The sequence below is a fragment of the Arcticibacter sp. MXS-1 genome, assembly GCF_041902385.1.
Classification (GTDB): domain Bacteria; phylum Bacteroidota; class Bacteroidia; order Sphingobacteriales; family Sphingobacteriaceae; genus Arcticibacter.
The window spans coordinates 1,612,309-1,632,108 of record NZ_CP169244.1; the positions used below are offsets into that span (position 1 = coordinate 1,612,309).

Annotated in this window: 20 protein-coding genes; 9 read left to right on the forward strand and 11 right to left on the reverse strand. The window is 46.2% G+C overall.

Annotation, left to right across the window (positions count from 1 at the left end):
• The first annotated feature begins 7 nt into the window (after positions 1-7).
• From msrA to def, 3 genes are read left to right on the forward strand one after another with little or no spacing between them, the layout of a single operon-like run.
• On the forward strand, positions 8-646 hold the full coding sequence (msrA, locus tag ACES2C_RS06875) for a peptide-methionine (S)-S-oxide reductase MsrA (protein ID WP_374166243.1): 639 nt from the start codon (positions 8-10) through the stop codon (positions 644-646).
• Between the two features lie 38 nt (positions 647-684).
• On the forward strand, positions 685-1,920 hold the full coding sequence (locus tag ACES2C_RS06880) for a M16 family metallopeptidase (protein WP_374166244.1): 1,236 nt from the start codon (positions 685-687) through the stop codon (positions 1,918-1,920).
• A 59-nt stretch (positions 1,921-1,979) separates the two neighbouring features.
• Entirely contained in the window at positions 1,980-2,543 is a 564-nt protein-coding gene (gene def / locus ACES2C_RS06885) for a peptide deformylase (protein ID WP_374166245.1), read from the forward strand.
• Here the strand turns inward: def and ACES2C_RS06890 are convergent.
• The 3 genes from ACES2C_RS06890 to ACES2C_RS06900 form a co-directional block, all read right to left on the reverse strand.
• Positions 2,540-3,178, reverse strand: a complete 639-nt coding sequence (locus ACES2C_RS06890) for a hypothetical protein (RefSeq protein ID WP_374166246.1) — start codon at positions 3,176-3,178, stop codon at positions 2,540-2,542. The two genes, def and ACES2C_RS06890, sit on opposite strands and share 4 nt — an antisense overlap.
• A gap of 115 nt (positions 3,179-3,293) precedes the next feature.
• Positions 3,294-3,560, reverse strand: a complete 267-nt coding sequence (locus ACES2C_RS06895) for a NifU family protein (protein WP_374166247.1) — start codon at positions 3,558-3,560, stop codon at positions 3,294-3,296.
• A gap of 36 nt (positions 3,561-3,596) precedes the next feature.
• A complete protein-coding gene (locus tag ACES2C_RS06900; protein WP_374166248.1) occupies positions 3,597-4,670 on the reverse strand; it encodes an Mrp/NBP35 family ATP-binding protein in 1,074 nt (357 codons plus the stop codon).
• A gap of 233 nt (positions 4,671-4,903) precedes the next feature.
• Here ACES2C_RS06900 and ACES2C_RS06905 point away from each other — a divergent pair, with 233 nt between their 5' ends.
• The 3 genes from ACES2C_RS06905 to ACES2C_RS06915 are packed head-to-tail and all read left to right on the forward strand — an operon-like array spanning position 4,904 to position 8,350.
• Positions 4,904-7,039, forward strand: a complete 2,136-nt coding sequence (locus tag ACES2C_RS06905; protein WP_374166249.1) for a transglycosylase domain-containing protein — start codon at positions 4,904-4,906, stop codon at positions 7,037-7,039.
• A gap of 59 nt (positions 7,040-7,098) precedes the next feature.
• Entirely contained in the window at positions 7,099-7,653 is a 555-nt protein-coding gene (hpt, locus tag ACES2C_RS06910; RefSeq protein WP_374166250.1) for a hypoxanthine phosphoribosyltransferase, read from the forward strand.
• A 37-nt stretch (positions 7,654-7,690) separates the two neighbouring features.
• Positions 7,691-8,350: a phosphatidylserine decarboxylase family protein gene (locus tag ACES2C_RS06915; protein WP_374166251.1), complete on the forward strand. Its 660-nt coding sequence runs from the start codon at positions 7,691-7,693 to the stop codon at positions 8,348-8,350.
• Between the two features lie 414 nt (positions 8,351-8,764).
• On the opposite strand, the gene rplS is transcribed toward ACES2C_RS06915, so the two are convergent.
• The 4 genes from rplS to ACES2C_RS06935 all read right to left on the reverse strand — a co-directional run bounded on the left by rplS (position 8,765) and on the right by ACES2C_RS06935 (position 11,149).
• Positions 8,765-9,112 carry a 50S ribosomal protein L19 gene (rplS, locus tag ACES2C_RS06920; RefSeq protein WP_374166252.1) on the reverse strand — a complete coding sequence of 116 codons (348 nt, stop codon included), beginning with the start codon at positions 9,110-9,112 and terminating at the stop codon, positions 8,765-8,767.
• A 179-nt stretch (positions 9,113-9,291) separates the two neighbouring features.
• Positions 9,292-9,966 (reverse strand): tRNA (guanosine(37)-N1)-methyltransferase TrmD, encoded by a 675-nt coding sequence (trmD, locus tag ACES2C_RS06925; RefSeq protein ID WP_374166253.1) that lies wholly within the window; start codon positions 9,964-9,966, stop codon positions 9,292-9,294.
• 34 nt (positions 9,967-10,000) lie between these two features.
• On the reverse strand, positions 10,001-10,531 hold the full coding sequence (gene rimM / locus ACES2C_RS06930) for a ribosome maturation factor RimM (protein WP_374166254.1): 531 nt from the start codon (positions 10,529-10,531) through the stop codon (positions 10,001-10,003).
• A gap of 84 nt (positions 10,532-10,615) precedes the next feature.
• Positions 10,616-11,149: a 30S ribosomal protein S16 gene (locus ACES2C_RS06935; protein ID WP_374166255.1), complete on the reverse strand. Its 534-nt coding sequence runs from the start codon at positions 11,147-11,149 to the stop codon at positions 10,616-10,618.
• Between the two features lie 265 nt (positions 11,150-11,414).
• On the opposite strand from ACES2C_RS06935, the gene ACES2C_RS06940 reads away from it, so the two are divergent.
• Entirely contained in the window at positions 11,415-12,794 is a 1,380-nt protein-coding gene (locus ACES2C_RS06940; protein ID WP_374166256.1) for a PAS domain S-box protein, read from the forward strand.
• Here the strand turns inward: ACES2C_RS06940 and lpcA are convergent.
• From lpcA to ACES2C_RS06960, 4 genes are all read right to left on the reverse strand, one after another.
• On the reverse strand, positions 12,754-13,320 hold the full coding sequence (gene lpcA / locus ACES2C_RS06945) for a D-sedoheptulose 7-phosphate isomerase (protein WP_374166257.1): 567 nt from the start codon (positions 13,318-13,320) through the stop codon (positions 12,754-12,756). The two genes, ACES2C_RS06940 and lpcA, sit on opposite strands and share 41 nt — an antisense overlap.
• The gene (locus ACES2C_RS06950; RefSeq protein WP_374166258.1) at positions 13,320-15,149 is read right to left on the reverse strand and encodes a M2 family metallopeptidase; all 1,830 of its coding nucleotides are present in this window, start codon (positions 15,147-15,149) and stop codon (positions 13,320-13,322) included. Before ACES2C_RS06950 ends, lpcA begins: the two co-directional genes overlap by 1 nt.
• A 53-nt stretch (positions 15,150-15,202) precedes the next feature.
• Entirely contained in the window at positions 15,203-16,177 is a 975-nt protein-coding gene (gene pfkA / locus ACES2C_RS06955; protein WP_374166259.1) for a 6-phosphofructokinase, read from the reverse strand.
• A 146-nt stretch (positions 16,178-16,323) separates the two neighbouring features.
• Entirely contained in the window at positions 16,324-17,088 is a 765-nt protein-coding gene (locus ACES2C_RS06960) for a biotin--[acetyl-CoA-carboxylase] ligase (RefSeq protein ID WP_374166260.1), read from the reverse strand.
• A gap of 45 nt (positions 17,089-17,133) precedes the next feature.
• Between ACES2C_RS06960 and rsfS the strand changes: the two genes are divergently transcribed.
• Positions 17,134-17,508 carry a ribosome silencing factor gene (gene rsfS / locus ACES2C_RS06965; RefSeq protein ID WP_374166261.1) on the forward strand — a complete coding sequence of 125 codons (375 nt, stop codon included), beginning with the start codon at positions 17,134-17,136 and terminating at the stop codon, positions 17,506-17,508.
• 27 nt (positions 17,509-17,535) lie between these two features.
• Positions 17,536-19,617, forward strand: coding sequence for an ATP-dependent zinc metalloprotease FtsH (gene ftsH / locus ACES2C_RS06970; protein WP_374166262.1), 2,082 nt, complete (start codon positions 17,536-17,538; stop codon positions 19,615-19,617).
• Positions 19,618-19,800 lie beyond the last annotated feature (183 nt).

Here is a 19,800-nt window from a genome sequence, read left to right on the forward strand (position 1 = left end):
CTATTAAATGAGTTTTGTGAGAACCTTTCTTTTTAGTGTGCTGCTCTTCAGTCTGTTCGCATGCAGTTCGTCGGGGCAGCAGAGGGGAACGCGTGATGTGCAGCTTAAGGCTTCAGAAAAGCACGAGATAGCCGCTTTTGCTGAGGGCTGCTTTTGGTGTTCTGAGCATATCTTCGAAGAGTTAGCGGGTGTTGATTCTGCGGTCTCGGGCTATGCAGGGGGACATACCAGGAACCCAACGTACGAAGAGGTCTGCAGTGAGAAGACAGGACATGCTGAAACGGTGCTGGTCTATTACGATCCGGCTGTGATCAAGTACTCCGAACTGCTCGACGCGTTCTTCTCGTCTCATGACCCCACCACTTTGAACCGCCAGGGGCCGGATGTGGGTACCTCCTACAGGTCAGCCATATTTTATCTCAACGATGAGCAGAAGAGGCAGGCGAACGAAGCAATCAGAAAATGGACTCCCGCATTTGAGAAGCTAATTGTGACGGAGGTCTCGCCACTGAAAGCTTTTTATCGTGCCGAGGAGTATCATCAGAACTACGAGAAAGAGAATCCTTATAACTCCTATATCCGAAACGTTTCGGTTCCTCGTTTCGAGGCCTTCAGGAAGGAATGTAAGCTGAAGTTTAAAAAGTAGGAACTTCTTTTTCTCAGATCACTACTTTTGCATTTTGAATGGATCATCAAGTATTTACATTACCCAACGGAATAAGATTATTATACCACCGGACAGAATCTACAATTACTCATTCCTGTATTGTAATAAACACCGGCTCGAGGGATGAGCCGGATGGGAAGGACGGCCTGGCCCACTTTATAGAACATCTTCTGTTTAAACAGACTGAGAAGCGCAGTACTAAGCAAATTCTGAACTATATCGAATCTGTCGGCGGAGATTTAAATGCGTACACGACCAAGGAATACACGTGTATCCACGCATCGTTTCTCTCACCCTATCTCAGCCGGGCATTCGATCTGTTCGAAGACATTGTATTTCATTCCACATTTCCCGAGAAGGAGATGGACAAAGAAAAGAGTGTGATCCTGGACGAAATAGCCTCTTATGAGGATCAGCCCGAAGAGGCGATTCAGGATGATTTCGAAGATATGATGTTTGAAGGGCACAGCCTGGGCAGGAACATTCTTGGGACGTCGGAGTCTGTGATGGCGCTAAGGAAAGAGGATGTTACGTCCTTTCTGACGGCGGGCTACTGCCCCGGACAAATTGTGATCGGGGTCTCCGGCAGTTATCCCATCCATGTTTTGGAGCATCATTTTCAGAAATACTTCGGCCATATATTGCCGCGCCCCAATGCGGTAAGGCGCACTCCGCCTGCCTTGTACACCAGTAACAGGCGGGTGAAAAAGCCGATTGCTCAGTGTCACTGCGTTCTTGGGACACAGGCATACTCCCTGCACGACGAACGGAAGACGGGTTTAATGCTGCTAAACAATATCCTTGGCGGCTCGGGCATGAGCTCCGTCCTAAATCTCACTGTCCGCGAAAAATATGGCATTGCCTATACCATCGAATCAAATTACACGCCACTCTGTGATACCGGTATTTTTAGTATCTATTTTGGGACTGATGCCGGCAAGGCAGAACGGGCGCTTGCTCTTATCCAAAAGCAGTTAAGGAGATTCAGGGAGGACGGCCTCAACAGCCGGACGTTAGAGATGGCCAAGAAAAAGTTTAATGGTTTAATAGCGCTGGGAGAAGACAACCGGCTCAGTCTTATTATTGCTATGACCAAGAGCCTGATAGACTACGACCGGGTAGACACACTGGCAGAGGTATTCAGCAGAGTGAATGCTGTTACCCCTGAACAGATCAGTGCTATCGCGGAAGAAGTGTTCGACCCTGAGAGGCTCAGCGTTCTGATGTTTGAGCCCGAGGGTGATCAGGACTAGCAGAGGCCCTGAGGCGCTGCTGCCGCTATTGTCTTATTTGTATTCTGTATATTTGTAAAATGAAATTACCTATTGTTGCGTATGGTGATCCGGTTCTCAAAAAGAAAGCCGAAGATATTTCTAAAGACTATCCGGAACTGGGACAGCTGATCCAGAACATGTTCGAAACCATGTATAGCGCTAACGGTGTCGGACTCGCTGCTCCGCAGGTGGGTCTTTCCATCCGGCTTTTTGTTATCGATATTACAGATAAAGAAGAACCCGGACTGGAGGATTTTAAGAAGGTATTTATCAACGCCAGGATTCTGGAAGAGACGGGCACCTTGTGGGACTTTAACGAAGGCTGTCTGAGCATTCCCGATATACGGGAGGATGTAAAAAGGCTCGATACCGTGAAGATCTCTTACTATGACGAAAACTGGGTGCATCACGAGGAAGTATTCCAGGGACTTGCGGCACGCGTTATTCAGCATGAATACGACCACATAGAAGGTAAATTATTCACCGACAAATTAAGTCCTCTGAGAAGGGCTATGATTAAGAGCAAGCTTGATGCTATTTCGCGCGGAGCGATAAAGGTATCCTACAAGATGAAGTTTCCGTCGTCATCTAAGAAGCGCTAATTTGAATCGCTTCGTCTTTTATCACCCTGGAGGATCTGCTGGATAAAGGAGCCCCAGGCAAAGGGATTGAGAAGCGGATTCGCATACCGCTGGTTGATCGCCCTGTTTGTCAGCCGGACGTGGTTGTTTTGAAAGTTTACTCCCTGCATCTCCATGCCATCGCGGGGCAGATCACGCGCCATAGCGAGGAGCGAGGTGCGGGTAACATTCTTCTTTGCTATCTCAAGATCGTCATCCGCAAACTTCAGTGCCATAAATTCCTTGTTAAACTGGTCTACGCTGGCCCAGGGGAGTACAGTAACTGTGGGGAGGTTCACTACTCTGGCCTTCATTTTAACGATCACTGTGTAGCTCTTCTCAGGAACTTTAGAAGGAATAACAACTGCTTCTTTCCTGTATCCAACTGCGCTGAACAGGATGGTGTCGCCCTCATGAGCCACGAATGAAAAATACCCCTGATAATTGGCCGCGAATACCCGGTCGCGGTCGCTTTTGTTCGTCACCGTGACATAAGGAACAACCACGTTTGAATCAACATTATAGATCACGCCCGAGAACTGGATCAGCGCCTTTTCCTGGGCCGATACAGCGTTGATTGTGAACATAAAAATGAATAATGTCAACCAGTGTTTCATCCCTGTAAACCTACCAAAAATTGTGCAACTCTTTCGTTAAATACTGTTAAAATAAAAGCGGTACGTAGTAAGAACGGTACCGCTTTTTATTTATTTTGAGTATCTGAAAGTGTAACTAAGGCATTACAGCATTCGGGTCATCAATGTCTGTGAGATTAATTGCTTCAATAGCTGATACCTCCGGTACTGCCCTCTTTACGGCCTGCTCAATACCGGCTTTCATAGTCATAAAGCTCATGGGGCATGAGCCGCACGCACCGAGCAGCTTAATCTTAACTATATTGTCGGGAGTTATTTCCTCTACTGATACATTTCCCCCGTCAGCTTCCAGATAAGGCCTGATCGTATCTAATGCACTCTCCACTTTTTGCAACAAGTCCATATCAAAAAAATTTTTCTAAAAATACGAAAATTACAATTAATAGCTTTTTACTTCCCTGGCGTTCTGTATAGAAACTTGCTGAGCCACCTTTTCAGCAACTGCCAGGAAAGCATCGGACATCGGGTTCCCGCTTTGCAGAATGACCGGTTCTCCGGAGTCTCCTGCCTCGCTAATGCTCTGTACAAGAGGTATTTCACCCAGGAATGGCGCGCCAAATTGTTCTGCGATCTTCTTTCCTCCGCCTTCTCCAAAAATATAGTACTTGTTATCCGGAAGTTCCGCCGGTGTAAAATATGACATGTTTTCTACGATGCCAAGGAGGGGAACATTGATCGAGTTCATCAGGAACATAGCAATTCCTTTTTTCGTGTCAGCAAGGGCAACGTTCTGCGGAGTGGTAACAATGACCGCACCGGCAACGGGGTAAGTCTGGGTAAGGGTAATGTGAATGTCGCCGGTACCCGGAGGAAGGTCGACAACCAGATAGTCCAGCTCTCCCCACTCGGCATCATTAAAAAGCTGTTTCACGGCATTTGACGCCATAGGCCCTCTCCAGGGAACAGGCTGGTCGGGATTAGTGAAAAAGCCTATTGACAGGATCTTGATCCCGTATTTCTCTACAGGGGCGATCCTGGTCTTGCCATCTTCTGTTTCTATTGCCAGCGGCCTTGCGTCTTCAAGTCCGAACATGATAGGAATAGACGGACCATAGATATCGGCGTCGATCAGGCCCACGCGTGCACCCTTGCTTGCCAGTCCGAGTGCGAGGTTTGCCGACACAGTAGATTTACCTACTCCGCCCTTGCCCGAGGCTACCACTATGATGTTATGAATATTGGTGAGGGGCTGATTTTTTTGAGTAGTTATCCGCGACGTCATCCTGATATCCACTTTAATGTCCTGGCTTATGAAGTGCGCGATGGCATTGCGGCAGGCGTTCTCAATAAGACCTTTGAGCGGACAGGCTGGCGTGGTAAGGATGACAGTAAAGCTCAGATGATCCTCTTCTATTTTTATATCTTCGATCATGTTCAGCGTTACCAAATCTTTCTTCAGATCAGGCTCTTCTACATGACGAAGGGCGTTTAATACGTCTTCTTTCGTTATCATGGTCTAAAATTTTCAAGTCACAAACATATAGAATTTTTCTACTTTAAATTTCATTTAAACAACATATTAAAACATAGAGGATTAGGCGGGAGGGGCATGGTAAGCCTATAAATCAATTTTGTGAAACCGGACTTGATTGATTGGTGTTTTTACGGATATTTACGCCATAGAAATAAAACATCTTCATCCGACGTTTTTTTGATGGATTATGGTGACGTTAAAGCTGCTTATACATGCATATTCCCCCAAAGTACTCCAGGTATATTAAGATAGCCGGTATTGTTTTCGCGACTCTCATTGTTCTGTTCTTAATCGGAGCGGTGATTGCCTACAGCAAGCGTGAGGCAATTTTAAAGACTGTGGTGGAGAAAGCCACGCTGAAAGCTAAAAGAGATTACAATCTGAATCTTTCCATACGAGACCCTCATTTTGAAGGCTTAAGCACCATCGCATTTTCTGATATTGCCGTGGTTCCTGAGAACAGGGACAGTTTGTTGCACATGGACGACCTCCATGTTAAAGTGAAGCTAATGCCCCTGATGCTGGGTGAGATCAAGCTTGCCGGGATCAGGCTGCGCAGCGGAAAGCTGAGTCTTGTTAAACGGGACAGCCTTCGGAATTACGACTTTATATTTAAAAGGAAGAAGGACAGTTCAGCCACAAGGTCGAAAGTCAACTACAGCGATTTAGCCAACAATCTCCTTAATCAGCTTTTGTACAAGATTCCTGATGATATGGATCTGAAGAATTTTGAGCTTAACATCATCAGGGATACCAGTGTCCTCAGCTTTGATGTTCCTTCGGCTGTTATCGACGACGGAGCCCTGAGGTCTACCATACTGGTGAACAAGAATGAATCAGTATGGCATCTCGACGGAAATGTGGAGCCATCAGATCAGAAGCTCGACTTTAAGCTGTATGCCGAGGGGAAGAAGGTGGAGCTGCCCCTTATTGAGCGGAAACTCGGATTAAAGGTAAACTTCGATACGGTCTATACGCAGCTGAAGAGCACCAGGAAGAGCGGGGACGAATTTCATATCTACGGCTCATGGGCTATTACAAACCTCCTGATTAATCATCCTAAGGTGGCAGCCAATGATATTATTGTTCCCTCGGGTTCTATTGATGCTGACCTGCTGGTTGGGGAGAACTACATTGCAATTGACAGTTCTTCCGTCATTCACCTGAAGAACATAGAGATCAATCCTTTCCTGAAGTTTACGCTCTCTCCGGCCAAAATCTATGAGATGAAGATCCACACACCTGAACTTGATGCTCAGCAGGTCTTCGATTCATTTCCGGTGGGGCTTTTTGAATCACTCGAGGGAATCAGAGTAGCGGGCAAGCTTCAGTACAATCTTGATTTTTATCTTGATTCACGCCAGCCCGACAGCGTGAGGTTCAGCTCTTCGTTGAATCCTTCCGGCTTCCGGATCTTAAAATGGGGTAAGACTAACCTGCAAAAGATAAATTCAACATTTGTTTATACTCCTTATGAATACGGGAAACCGATGCGCGATATCACGATCGGTCCTGAGAATCCGAACTATACCCCAATTGACGCAATATCGCCGAATTTGAGGAATGCGGTGCTGACGGCAGAAGATCCTTCGTTCTTTTCACATCGGGGGTTTGTTGAAAAATCAATCAAACGGTCTATTGCGACAAACTTTAAAGAGAAAGCCTTTAAACGGGGCGGGAGCACCATCTCCATGCAGCTGGTTAAAAACGTTTTCCTGAACAGGCAGAAGACACTCGCCCGAAAGATAGAGGAAATGCTGATCGTCTGGCTGATCGAGAACAATCATGTTTCCACAAAACGCAGAATGTTCGAAGTGTATCTTAACCTTATTGAGTGGGGACGTAACGTTTACGGCATTGGCGAAGCCTCACGCTACTATTTCGACAAGTCGCCTATGGACCTCACTGTTGGGGAAAGCATTTTCCTTGCCAATATCGTTCCTCGTCCAAAATCCTCTCTGTATTTCTTTCAGCCCGACGGAAGTTTGAGGACCAGCTTGCGGGGATACTTTAAGCTAATCGGGAACCTGATGGCCTCCCGGGGGCTCGTCCCCAGGGACACTAATGCCTATGGCTTCTACAGCGTGCGGTTAAAGGAGAGTCTGAGGCGTCAGGTGGCACCTGTCGACTCGACTGTTGCTGATTCTCTTTTCGATGAAGATGGAGGGAATAATGGCCTTTTCCAGGATATCCTGCCCGACCGAAAGCCAGACACGATACACATTGATGAACTGACCCGGCTTAAGGCGCTGCAGGATGATACAACCATGTCGCGTTCTGAGCGCCGGAAGCTCAGGCGGGAGCTCAGAAGAAAGGAGCGTGAAATGCAACGCAATAAAGACGATTAAAAAGTAGTAACTTTGGCCGTTTTTACACGTTTACCTTGTTTTGCGATTATATTATTGAAATGAAAGTACAGATAGAAGACAAGGAGTTTAGCTGTTTCCTTGAGTATGAAAAGATCAAAAAGAGGACCCGGCTGCTGGGAATACAGATAAACGTCGATTACGAAGACAAGGTGCCTGTATTTATTGGTGTGTTGAACGGAAGCTTCCTCTTTATGGCCGATTTGATGAAAGAGGTCAACATTCCGGCAGAAGTGAGTTTTATTAAGGTGTCGTCATACCATGGTCAGGAGACGACTTCGGGAACGGTAAAAAGTGTAATAGGCCTAGATATCGACCTGAAGGGACGTGATGTTATTATTGTGGAGGATATCATCGACACAGGTATAACCCTTAGTTATCTTGTAGACGTTCTCAGGAAGCATGAGCCGGCTTCTGTGGCTATCTGCAGCCTCCTGTTGAAACCTCAGTCACTGCAAAGGGAGATACCCGAAATTACATACGTCGGATTTGAGATTTCCAATGAATTTGTTGTGGGTTATGGTCTTGATTACAGGGGCTTAGGACGAAATTTAAAAGATATTTACCGTTATCTCCCTGTTCCGAGCGAAACTTAATCTCATTTTACAATTTTTGCAATAAAAAGAAATTCGGATGACTATTCACAAAGAAGGCTATACGTCAATAGCTCTTACTGTTCTGGTTATATTTGTCATTAACGCAGTTGCTCACTACTTCTGGTCTGACCACAATTGGCTGATCTGGCTTATCTACGTAGTGTCATTTGCTCTTTTCATCATTGTGCTGCAGTTCTTCCGTCATCCCAGAAGAATCACCAGCCTGAACGAAAGGCAGGTTATTTGCCCTGCTGATGGCAAGGTGGTAGTAATTGAGGAGACCGAGGAGGGTGAATATTTCAGGGATAAGAGACTTCAGGTATCTATTTTCATGTCGCCGATCAACGTCCATGTGAACCGCAATCCTGTATCAGGTGTAGTTCAATACTTTAAATATCACCCGGGAAAGTATCTTGTTGCATGGGATCCCAAGTCGTCAACGGACAACGAGCGGACAACTGTAGTAGTTGAGAATAAACTCGGGATACCGGTATTGTTCAGGCAGATTGCTGGCGCTCTGGCGAGAAGGATTGTCTGGTATGTGAAGGAGGGCGATCAGGTAGTTCAGGGCGAGCAATTCGGCTTTATTAAGTTCGGCTCGAGGATCGATGTGTTTTTGCCCGTCGGCACTCCTGTCAACGTGAACCTGGGCGATGTGGTGAAGGGCGGAATTACCGTTCTCGCGACATTCGAATAATTGAACTCTGCTCTTTGGTTTGCGAGGACTAACTTTGTTATTTCCTCCGTACGCTTCAAATTAGCCGCTGTGCCTGCTTAGGATGTTGGCCTGATGGTTCCAGTTCCATAAGGCATTCACAACCCTGAGAAGTACCCGCTGATGATCAGACAAGCTTGCTTCAGATCGAATTGACCTGCAAAAGAAGTGGTAAGATTATTCGGAGTCCAGATAGAGGGAGCACGGCGGTACTTTTTCGTGAAGTGCGAATGCTTTTTAATCAACAGAAAGAACACTCAGGCAGCTTTCATCTCCCGTTTCTGAGCGCAGACCATAATTTTTTTTGAAAGTAAACCAGCCGTAATGGTAGCTTTATAAACAAAAAAGCCTGTATAGCGAGTATACAGGCTTTTTTGTTTATATCGTTGAGGATAATTAAACTCTCTTTGATTTGATACGTGCAGCTTTGCCAGTAAGAGCGCGAAGATAGAACAGTTTTGCTCTGCGTACTTTACCATAGCTGTTTACTTCAACTTTCTCGATGTTAGGAGAGTTAACCGGAAAAATACGTTCAACGCCTACTCCATTAGAAACTTTTCTTACAGTAAATGTTTCAGTCGCTCCAACACCATTCCGCTGAATTACAACTCCCTGGTAAATCTGGATACGCTCTTTGTTTCCTTCGCGGATTTTATAGTGCACACTTACTGTATCGCCAGATTTGAATGCAGGCACTTCTTTCCTGGCTACAGCCTGCTCTTCAACAAATTTTACTAAATCCATGATTTCAAGTAATTAAACGGTATTAACCTCTAATGACCGCTCCTTTTTTTCGGAGTGCAATATTAGGGATTTTTTTATAAAAAAAGAGTGATTTTATTTTTATGTCTTTTATTATCAGTATTATGAGGTCGAAAATTGACCTTTCCTGGCTGGCATCACCGCCGGGGCATATTTGCTTTTTATTTCAGCAGGTCGGGCCTTCGTGATTTTGTCCGCTCGAGCGCCTGATCGTAACGCCACTCGTCTATCTTTGCCTGGTTTCCGCTGAGCAGGACCTGGGGCACTTCCAATCCACGCCATACTGCAGGTCGTGTATAGACCGGAGCATCAAGCAATTCTCCCTGGAAAGAGTCTGACAGAGCCGAGGTTTCATCAGACAACACCCCCGGAAGTAAGCGGACTACAGCGTCGACGAGGACAGCAGCCGGCAGTTCTCCGCCCGAAAGTACATAATCTCCTATTGAGATTTCCCTGCTGACAAACAAGTCTCTTATCCTTTGGTCTATCCCCTTGTAATGTCCGCACAGGATGATGATATTGCCTTTGACGGACAGTTCGTTGGCGATAGACTGGCTGAGGGTCTCCCCATCGGGTGTCATGAAAATCACCTCCTCGTAATTCCTTTCAGCCTTCAGCTTTTCGATGCAGGCAGCAAAGGGTTCGATTGTCATCACCATTCCGCTCCCGCCGCCATAAGGATAGTCATCCACGCTTTTGTGCTTATTGGTGGAGTAATCCCGAAGGTTGTGGACCACTATCTCGGTAAGTCCTTTTTTCTGAGCTCGTTTCAATATCGAGTGTGCGAAAGGGCTGTCGAGTAGTTCGGGAAGGACGGTTATAATGTCAAATCTCATGCGATCGATAAATAAGCAGCAGATGAAGACGCTTCTATTTTTCCGAGGTGTAAATATCTATCAAACCTTCCGGCAAAGTGACTGTCAGGACGCCTTCCTCCTCGTCTATCGAATCGATCGTGTCTTCATTCAGGGGGAACATTACCTCTCTGAACTTGTAAGAGACCACTGCGATAAACTGCTGGGGGTATTCCAGCACCTCCATAATCTCACCTAATTCGCCTGCCTTACTGTCAATTGCTATAAAGCCTTTGAGATCCGTGTAATAGAACTCATCGTCTTCTCTTTCCGGCATCTTAGAATTTGGCAGATACACCTTCTTTTTCAGGAGCTTTTCAGCTTTCTCTATGGTGTCGGTGTCTTCCAGGAAAAAATAGCCGGTCTTGTTCGGGTGAAGTTTGCAGGACGATACGAAATAGGGTACCAGCTTTCCATTGATTTCAACGAAAATGGCGTCAAGGTCGAGTTCATCGTACTGATTGAAATCAAAATAGACTTGTATCTCGCCTTTGAGTCCTTTTGTTTTGGTGATATAGCCCAGGTAAAAGCAATCTTCAACGTTCATACCTCACATAAAAAATCATCCTGACCACGACGAAAGTAGTTTCTTAAGTCTGCTCAGGATGATATATAAAAAGATTGACTAATATTATTCAGCTTCTTCAGCCGGAGTTTCAGTGGCTCCTTCAACTGGCTCTTCCGCTGCTTCTGTCTCTTCAGCAGGAGGAGTGTTCTTAGCTGCGATAGCAGCGGCTTTTTCAGCTTTTTTCTTGGCTTCAGCTGCGAGAGCTGCCTTTCTTGCTTCTTCTTTCGAAGAGGTCAGGCCTGCTTTCTTGCCTTCGATCTTAGCTTCCTTGCCTTGCAGCCATTCGTTGAATTTAGCTTCAGCTTGTTCAGGCGTTAAAGCGCCTTTTTTAACGCCACCTTCGAGGTGTTTCTTGTAGAGGATCCCTTTGTAAGAAAGGATAGCGCGACAAGTGTCGGTAGGTTGTGCACCTTTGTTAACCCAGTCTAATGCTTTTTCGAAGTTAATGTCGATAGTTGCCGGGTTAGTGTTCGGGTTGTAAGAACCTAAACGTTCAATGAAACGACCATCTCTCGGAGCACGTGAGTCCGCCACCACTACGTAGTAAAAAGGTTTGCCCTTCTTACCGTGTCTTTGCAATCTAATTTTAGTTGCCATTCTTTAGTTTAAAAATTTATGTATTCAACATAGTTCCCGGAGTCTCCTACTGCGGGGCTGCAAAGATAATAAATATTCCGGAAAAAGCAGATGGCCGATAAGAGAATGATTCTGAGGATGAAACAGTTTCGCATATTATCCGCTTATTGTTATGCCAAACGGCGCTCTTTGTACGGTTTCAGCTCTTTTTTGTTAAATTAGTAAGATTATAAACCTAAAAAAATACAATTTTGCGCCGCCAAGGCAGCGTATATAATCTTTAACTATGAATAGCGAACTGGGATTCCTATCAGTTTTAAATGAGGCTGTCTGGTGCTTCGACATAGACCGCCAGGAGTTTATCTACGTCAATGATACTCTTGCCGCAATCTTTGGGGTCACGTTAGCCGAGCTCAGGGATTCGCCATTTCTTTGGCGTAAGCTTGTTCATCCGGATGATTACTATTACGTTAGTCAGCAGACTGAAAGGGTCTACCAGGGGGAGAGTATTGCACTTAAATACAGGATCCTGGTTGCCGGAAGAGTGAGATGGATTGCGGATAAGAAGTACCCCGTCTTAAGTGACGCTGGAAAGGTAAAGGGGATGGCGGGAATGGTATACGACATAACAGACAGGATGAACATGCAAAAGGACCTCGCAGAATCAGAAGGTGTGTATCGCTCTCTTTTTGAAGATAATCCGATTCCTCAATGGATCTATGATATGGACACGCTGGAGTTTTTGGCTGTTAATCATGCTGCCACTGAGAAGTATGGCTATACAGAACAGGAATTCCTGTCAATGACAATAGCAGACATCCGCCCTCAGGATGATGTCCGGCGGCTTATTTCGAGCGTGAGAGAGATAAGGGGCCGTCAGTCGCGCTCGGAGGGATGGACGCATCTGAGGAAGGACGGAAGCTTGTTAAATGTGAATGTTTCCGGATTCAGTATTAAGTATAAGGGGCGACGAGCCGAAATCGTAACCATCCAGGACATAAGCTCAGAGGTGAGGAGCCGGAAAGAGGTAGCCATTTCCAGGAAAAACGCAGAGGCGCTGATTAATAACATTGAGGACCTCATATGGTCGGTCGACCGGAACTGCTGCCTTATTTCAGCTAACGCCTCTTTTCACAGCGCAGTAAAAAGACTTTATTCTGCGTCGTTCCGCCCCGGAGAATCTGTTGTTCATGCCGATAATGAAGCCATCGGAAAGTGGAAAGAATATTATCAGCGCGTGCTAAGCGGACACAGTGTGGTGTTCATCAGCGTGCCTTCTAATGCCCCCGGAGAGACCTTTGAGGTGAGGATGAAGCCGATTTATAATGAGCATGAAATCGTGGGAGTGGCATGTGTGAGCCGTAACATCCAAAAGAAACTGGAGGCTGAAAAGCGGATGGTCCTTCAGAATATTGAATTGAAAGAAATCGTGTCACTGGCCTCTCACGAGATAAGAGGACCAGTAACTTCGCTGATGGGCTTAATGAACCTTCTCAATAAGACCAATCTTGCCGACCCCTTTAACAAGGAGGTTATCAGTCATATTGACCTGGCTATCAAAGAGCTCGACAGCGTGATTCATAAGATTGTAAACAAAAGCTACGCCATACAACGCGAAAACGAGGCTATATATTCCTCTCCACAAAATCTATCAGACTATGAATAACCTTAATGTGAATCTCCTGTGCGCGGTCTGCATAGGAGGAGCGCGGTGCTCTGATTTCCACATCGCATAGTCCGGCCATTTTTCCTCCATCTTTGCCCGTCAGGCCAATCACCTTTAACCCTTTTGTTTTCGCCGCCTCTATTGCGTTCAAAATATTTTCGGAGTTACCGCTGGTGCTGATGCTAAGCAGCACGTCGCCCGGCTGTCCTATAGCTTCAACCATCCTTGAGAATATGTAAGCGTAGCCATAATCATTCCCCACGCAGGAGATATGAGATGGGTCTGAAATTGAGATTGCCGGCAAAGCTCTTCTATCGTTCCTGTACCGGCCCGACAGCTCCTCTGCAAAATGCATCGCATCGCACATTGAGCCCCCGTTTCCGCAGGAAATGATCTTGTTACCTGCTTTAATTGCTTCAGTAAGAAGAATTCCCGCCTGTTCTATCTTGGCAAAGTTCTCATCATCTGATAAAAACTCAGTAAGCACCTGATGCGCTTCAGAAAAATGTTGTTTTATAGATTCCATTATATTGATTCGGACAGTGTATACTTCCGCCCTTTATTTTGCTGTTTGAGCCATTTTAGCAGAGGCTCAAAATAGTCGACCATTGGCTTGGCCGATAAGCCCGAGCCGGTCTCTTCTTTAAGTATCGAGTCCCAGTCTTTGGTGGCACCCTGTCTCATAATCCCTTGAAGGAACTTGCCAACTTCTTTATTTCCGTAATAATTGGTGGCATGAGGATCCTGATGCAGGATCTTTTTGGCAATGTGATCGTGCAGCTGAAACAGAATGACGAAAGAGAGCGCATAGTCATAATACTGTGCGGGATCGTCATTGATATGAGTCTTTGTAGCTGCATCACAGTACTCCTCACCGCGCTGTTGCGGCGCAATGATTCCCTGATATTTCCGGCTAAGCTCCCACCAGGCTTTGTTGTACTGGTTCTGAGGAAGTTTGTCGGCATAAAGCTGCTTTTCGAACTCCGTCATGGTTCCGGCTGAAAAAGGAATAAACACGACGTAGTTAAGCGCTTCTTTTAAAAGCCCCTGTATCTGATCGGTCGACGTTCCTTTGGGTATGATCCCTTTACTCTCCAGATAGGGCTTTTGCTGCGATGCCAGTCCCATCAGGCTGCCCATTGCTTCGTGGAAAGCCCTGTTGGCGCCTTCCCTTAATAAGGGCGGAACGTCTTTGTTCGTGTAAGTCATGTAATAGTAGATGTGACCCAGTTCATGATTGGCTGTTTCATACCACTCAGCGTTGGGTTCTACACTCATCAAACTCCGAACATCGTTCTGCAAATCCATATGCCAGGCGGAGGCATGGTTGTTCTTCTTATACGCTGTCCCCGGCGCCAGCGGGTACAGGCTCGACTTCTGCCAGAACGCAGAGGGAAGTGCCGGGTACCCCAGGCTCTGATAGAGAGCCTCAGCATCCTTTACAATCCACTCTGCCGGCTTCGTTTTAAGCACGGAGTCTGTATTCATCCCCTTAACCGAAACTATGCTGCTCCAGTCCTGGCCCCACCTGTTAGGCAGCCAGTGAGCCGGGATATAGTCGGGCACCTCTTTTACGCCGTATCTTTTTGCCAGTTCGTACCGTGCATAAGTATGAAGCTCTCTGTAGAGGGGACGGAGCTGGTTGTTTATTTTTTTAATGAGCGCAATCATCTGATCGCTTTCCATTCCATAATCAGAGACCTGGTACCCGAAGTAATCTTTGAACCCGAGCGCCTGCACGGTTTGATTTCGGAGATCACGCAGTTCTGTAAGGCCGCCTTTCAGTGTTTTGCCGACCTCTTTACTGGCGTTCCATGCCTTGAGCCTGTGGTCGAGCCTGCTCTCATTTTTTAAGATATCATCGATCTGGTTTGTTGAAACAGTCTTACCATCTATCTTAAAGTCAAATCCGTAAAGTCTCTCTACCTGTGCGTTCTCCGCCTTTATTCTCTTTTTAACAACATCGGTAATTGTTACCGGATTATTGGCAGCAATGTACATGATCTTCTGCAGCTGCCGCACCTGAAGGTCAGTGAGCTTATCTTTTTTATCGAGGAAGCTTTGCGCCTTTTCAATATTCTCGTCGCTGCCGGTAAAATCAGCAAATGCCTGTCCGGTTTTTTCAACCGCCTTGGCGTTGGTGGAGTCGCCCGCGACGATCCTGGTATTTGCTGACCATTGCGCTTCAGACGATGCCGTGTAGCGCTTCACATACTCTGTGGTGTACTGATCAAGGAATGCCTGTGCTTCGCTGCGTACCTTGTCTTCGGAAGTACAGCCCCCAAGAGCGAGGAGCACGATATATAGGCTTTTTCTAGCGAAGCCGCTGTGTTCAAAGAGTGAGTGCTTTATCATAAAGGCCTTCTTGATTACTGATTTTACTGAGGTCTGTATGCAGTATGCCAAGCTTAAAGAGACAAGATGTTTACGATCTTAAGTAGACTGGGGTCTGCCTCGGAAAGATGCTTGATGGCATTATAGAATGGGGTATAGTGCACGTTGTTGTTGATTATTCCCACCATCATGCCCTTTCGTCCGTTCAGAAGAGCTTCCACTGCCGCAATGCCCAGCCGGCTTGCCAGCACGCGATCCATGCAGCTCGGTTTTCCTCCCCTCTGAATGTGACCAAGTATCGATACCCGGGTGTCGTACTTGGGAAAACGCTCGCGTATCATATCTGCGATTTCAAACCCTCCTACTTCGTCTCCCTCTGCTACAATTATGATTTTTGAAGACTTATCCTTGCGGCTTTCTTCCAGCCTTTTAAACAACTCCTCGATGTTGGTGCGCGATTCCGGGATGAGGATAGCTTCTGCTCCGACCCCGATTCCGCTTCGCAGCGCAATGAGCCCCGAGTCCCGTCCCATTACTTCTACAATGAACAAGCGGTCGTGCGACTCGGCCGTGTCCCTGATCTTATCGACTGCGTCAATGACGGTATTGATCGCCGTATCGTAACCGATGGTGTAGTCAGTACCGATGAGGTCGTTGTCAATTGTTCCTGGAAGTCCGATGATCGGCACATTATATTCGCGAATAAAAGCATTTGCCCCGGTAAAGGTACCTTCACCGCCTATTGCCACAAGGGCATCGATGTTGTGTTGTTTCAGCTGCTCGTACGCCGTCCTTCTTCCTTCGGCAGTCTTAAAGGTCTCGCTTCTGGCTGTTTTCAGGATGGTGCCGCCTCTTTGAATGATATTAGCGACAGACTTCCTGCTCATTGGGATGAACTCCCCGGCAATCATACCCTCATATCCCCGCATAATTCCGGTTACATTCAGATCATAATACAGACCGGTTCTGACAATAGCTCTAATGGCTGCGTTCATGCCGGGAGAGTCGCCCCCGGAGGTGAAAACACCTATCGTTTTAATTTTTTCCATATTGTAACTTCTAGAACAGATAATAATTGGGTTTTGGGATACATTAAAGCTTATACCTTAAATCGTTTCAGATGCTATTTGTTTTTGCTTTCCTTTCAGAAGACGCCCGGCGAGTATTAATGCCGGTTGTCTTAAGCCTAATATCTTTAAATGACGTAGCTAAGCTCTTTTAACCCGTAGCTCGTTACGGTTCCCTCGCACTCGATCTGCAGCCGTCCGTCCGGGTCAACGCCAATGATCCTGCCGTTTACTGTATTTCCTCCTGCCACAAAAGTATGGATTTCATTGAAGCGGTAAAGATTTTGGAGATAGCGGCTCAAATGTTCGTCCGCCTGGTTATTCTGAAGTTCTTTATACCGCCTTTCGATGGAAGAGCAAATGCGCCTTAACAGCTCCGTCCGGTCTGCTTCTGCGGCGATAATGCGTTTAACAGATGTTACAGACCCCAGCCCGGCAAACTCCGTCTGGTTGACATTGAGTCCGATGCCGATGATAGAATGCTTTACCCCTGTTCCGCTGATACTGTTCTCAATCAGGATGCCCCCGATCTTGCTGTCTGCAAAGAAAATGTCATTCGGCCATTTAATTTTTACCTGCGATCCAATAATTTCGTTCAATGCATCGTTAATAGCTATACTTACAGCGATGTTAAGGCGAAATAACTGACTCGGCGCCAGGAAGGAAGGGTAGAGAAGAATGCTGAAAGTCAGGTTTTTCCCGGGTTCACTAAACCAGGAATTACTAAATTGACCGCGACCAGCAAACTGATCTTCTGCCATTATTACAGTTCCTCCTGTAATTGGCTTGGAATTTGACAACTTGTTCTTTAGATAGTTATTAGTTGAGTCCACCCGCTGTAAGGCAATGACATTTCGCCCAACAAATAATCCTGAAAAAGTGTTATTTTGCAAAATAGAGGGATACTAAGTAATTTCATCCAAAACTAATTTTTTTTAATGGTAAAAAGCAAAGTTATTAACGAATCTACCTACATTTCAGAGCTTGTAATACACGGTATTCAGGAAAAGAAAGGAAACGAAATTGTACGTCTTGATTTAAGAAATATACATAGTTCGGTGGCAGATTATTTCGTAGTTTGCCATGCCGAATCAGCAACCCAGGTAAAGGCAATAGCGCGAAGCGTTGAACAAGAAGTTTATAAAGCTTCAGGCCAGTTTCCGCTACGTACAGAAGGCGTGGAGCTTGGCGAATGGATCCTCCTAGACTATGTCGATGTAGTGGTGCATGTCTTTAAGACAGACAAACGTGAGTTCTACGGTATAGAAGAATTGTGGGGAGATGCTGAAATGAAATACTATCAGAGTGCCTGATTTTAAGTTTAGTTGATCAAACAGAAAATGAAAGATAGAGATACCGATAAAAAGAACTTCAGAAAAAGAACGGGAAAAAAGATGGTCCCTAAGCCTCCCCGTTTCAATATAATGTGGCTTTATGCTGCAATTATTATTGGTCTGTTCGCGGTTCAGTACTTATTCAGCAGCTCGAGCATTACTACCATCTCGTACCAGAAGTTCGAGGCCGAAATGCTCAGATCAGGCGATGTTGAAAAGATTGTGGCTTACAAGAACAACGATCTTGTTGTTGGCGAAGTTTACATCAAGAAAGACAGGCTGAACCAGCCGAAGTACAAAAATGCTCATACTCCCGACAACTTTAGCATGTCGGCTACTAACAGTCCGCAGTATAAGTTTACTGATGCTTCGTTTGATGGCCTGCAAGCCAAGATCACCGAGGCTAACAAAAGTCTTCCGGCTAATCAGAAAGTAAACTTGATTTTTGAAACCAGGGAGAACTTCTGGGCTGGATGGTTTATGACCATCATTCTTCCCGTATTGCTCCTGATTGGCTTCTGGATTTTCATCATGCGCCGGATGGGTGGTGGTGCCGGTGGTGGAGCAGGGGGCCAGATCTTCAACATAGGAAAGTCGAAAGCAACGCTTTTCGATAAAGAGTCGCAGGTTACAGTGACTTTTAACGATGTAGCGGGCCTGGAAGAAGCTAAACAGGAGGTGATGGAGATCGTGGATTTCCTGAAAAATCCAAAGAAATATACCAACCTGGGAGGAAAGATCCCGAAAGGTGCTCTGCTGGTTGGCTCTCCTGGTACGGGTAAGACACTTCTGGCAAAAGCGGTTGCCGGCGAAGCACAGGTGCCGTTTTTCTCCCTTTCAGGCTCTGACTTTGTCGAGATGTTTGTAGGGGTAGGAGCGTCGCGGGTAAGAGATCTCTTCCGCCAGGCGAAGGACAAGGCGCCCTGCATCATCTTCATCGACGAAATTGATGCGATCGGTCGCGCCAGAGGTAAAAACAATATCGTTGGCGGTAACGACGAACGCGAGAATACCCTCAACCAGCTGCTGGTAGAGATGGACGGATTTGGAACAGATTCCGGAATCATCATCATGGCGGCAACCAACAGACCAGACGTTCTTGACTCTGCACTGTTGCGTCCTGGACGCTTTGACAGGCAGATCTCGATCGATAAGCCCGACCTGGTAGGTCGCGAGCAAATATTTAAGGTACACCTTAAGCCGATCAAATTAGCTGAGGACGTTGACGCTAAAAAGCTTTCTGCACAGACACCTGGCTTTGCAGGTGCAGAGATCGCTAATGTTTGTAACGAAGCCGCTCTGATAGCTGCCCGTAAGAATAAGGAATCGGTAGACATGCACGACTTCCAGGACGCTATTGACCGGGTGATCGGAGGTCTGGAGAAGAAGAACAAGATCATCTCTCCGGAGGAAAAGAGAATTGTGGCCTATCACGAAGCTGGTCACGCTATTGCAGGCTGGTTTCTCGAACATGCTGACCCACTGGTAAAAGTATCTATTGTTCCACGTGGTGTTGCTGCACTTGGATATGCGCAGTACCTGCCAAAGGAGCAATTCCTGTATACCACTGAGCAGCTGATTGACGGGATGTGTATGACCATGGGCGGCCGGGTGGCTGAAGATATTGTCTTCGGTAAGATCTCAACGGGTGCTCAGAATGACCTTGAGCGGATCACCAACCTGTCGTACGCAATGATATCGCTTTATGGTATGAGTCCGAAAGTCGGAAACGTATCGTTTAATGAGCAGCAGGAGCGCTTTAATCGTCCTTATTCCGAAAAGACTGCAGAGCTCATCGATGAAGAGGTGAGAACTCTGATCGGTTCTGTATACACGCGCACAAAAGATCTTCTCAACGAAAAGCGGGACGGTTTAGAGAAGCTTGCTAACAAGTTACTTGAAAAGGAAATCTTGTTCCAGAGCGATCTGGAGGAAATCCTTGGGAAGAGGCCTTTTAGTCATCGTACCACATACGACGAGTTCGTGAACGGTGACAACACAGGCAACCAGGCTCCTGTAGCGGAGAACCTGCACCCTGAGCCGGTAGGCGATTCAACTGAACCTCTCCAAAGCTCAGAAACGAAATAGAAAAAATAACAGATTGAATAGAAAGCCCCTAACCCATAGGGGCTTTTTCTTGATCGTATATTTGTTCTTTCGTGGTCGAAGAGAGCATTGACTCAATTTTCATCCCCATTTGTAGATTTAGCTCTTAAATGTTTTTCTTTGAACTCAACCTTTTATCTACGATTTTTGTCCGCAGGAGCTTAA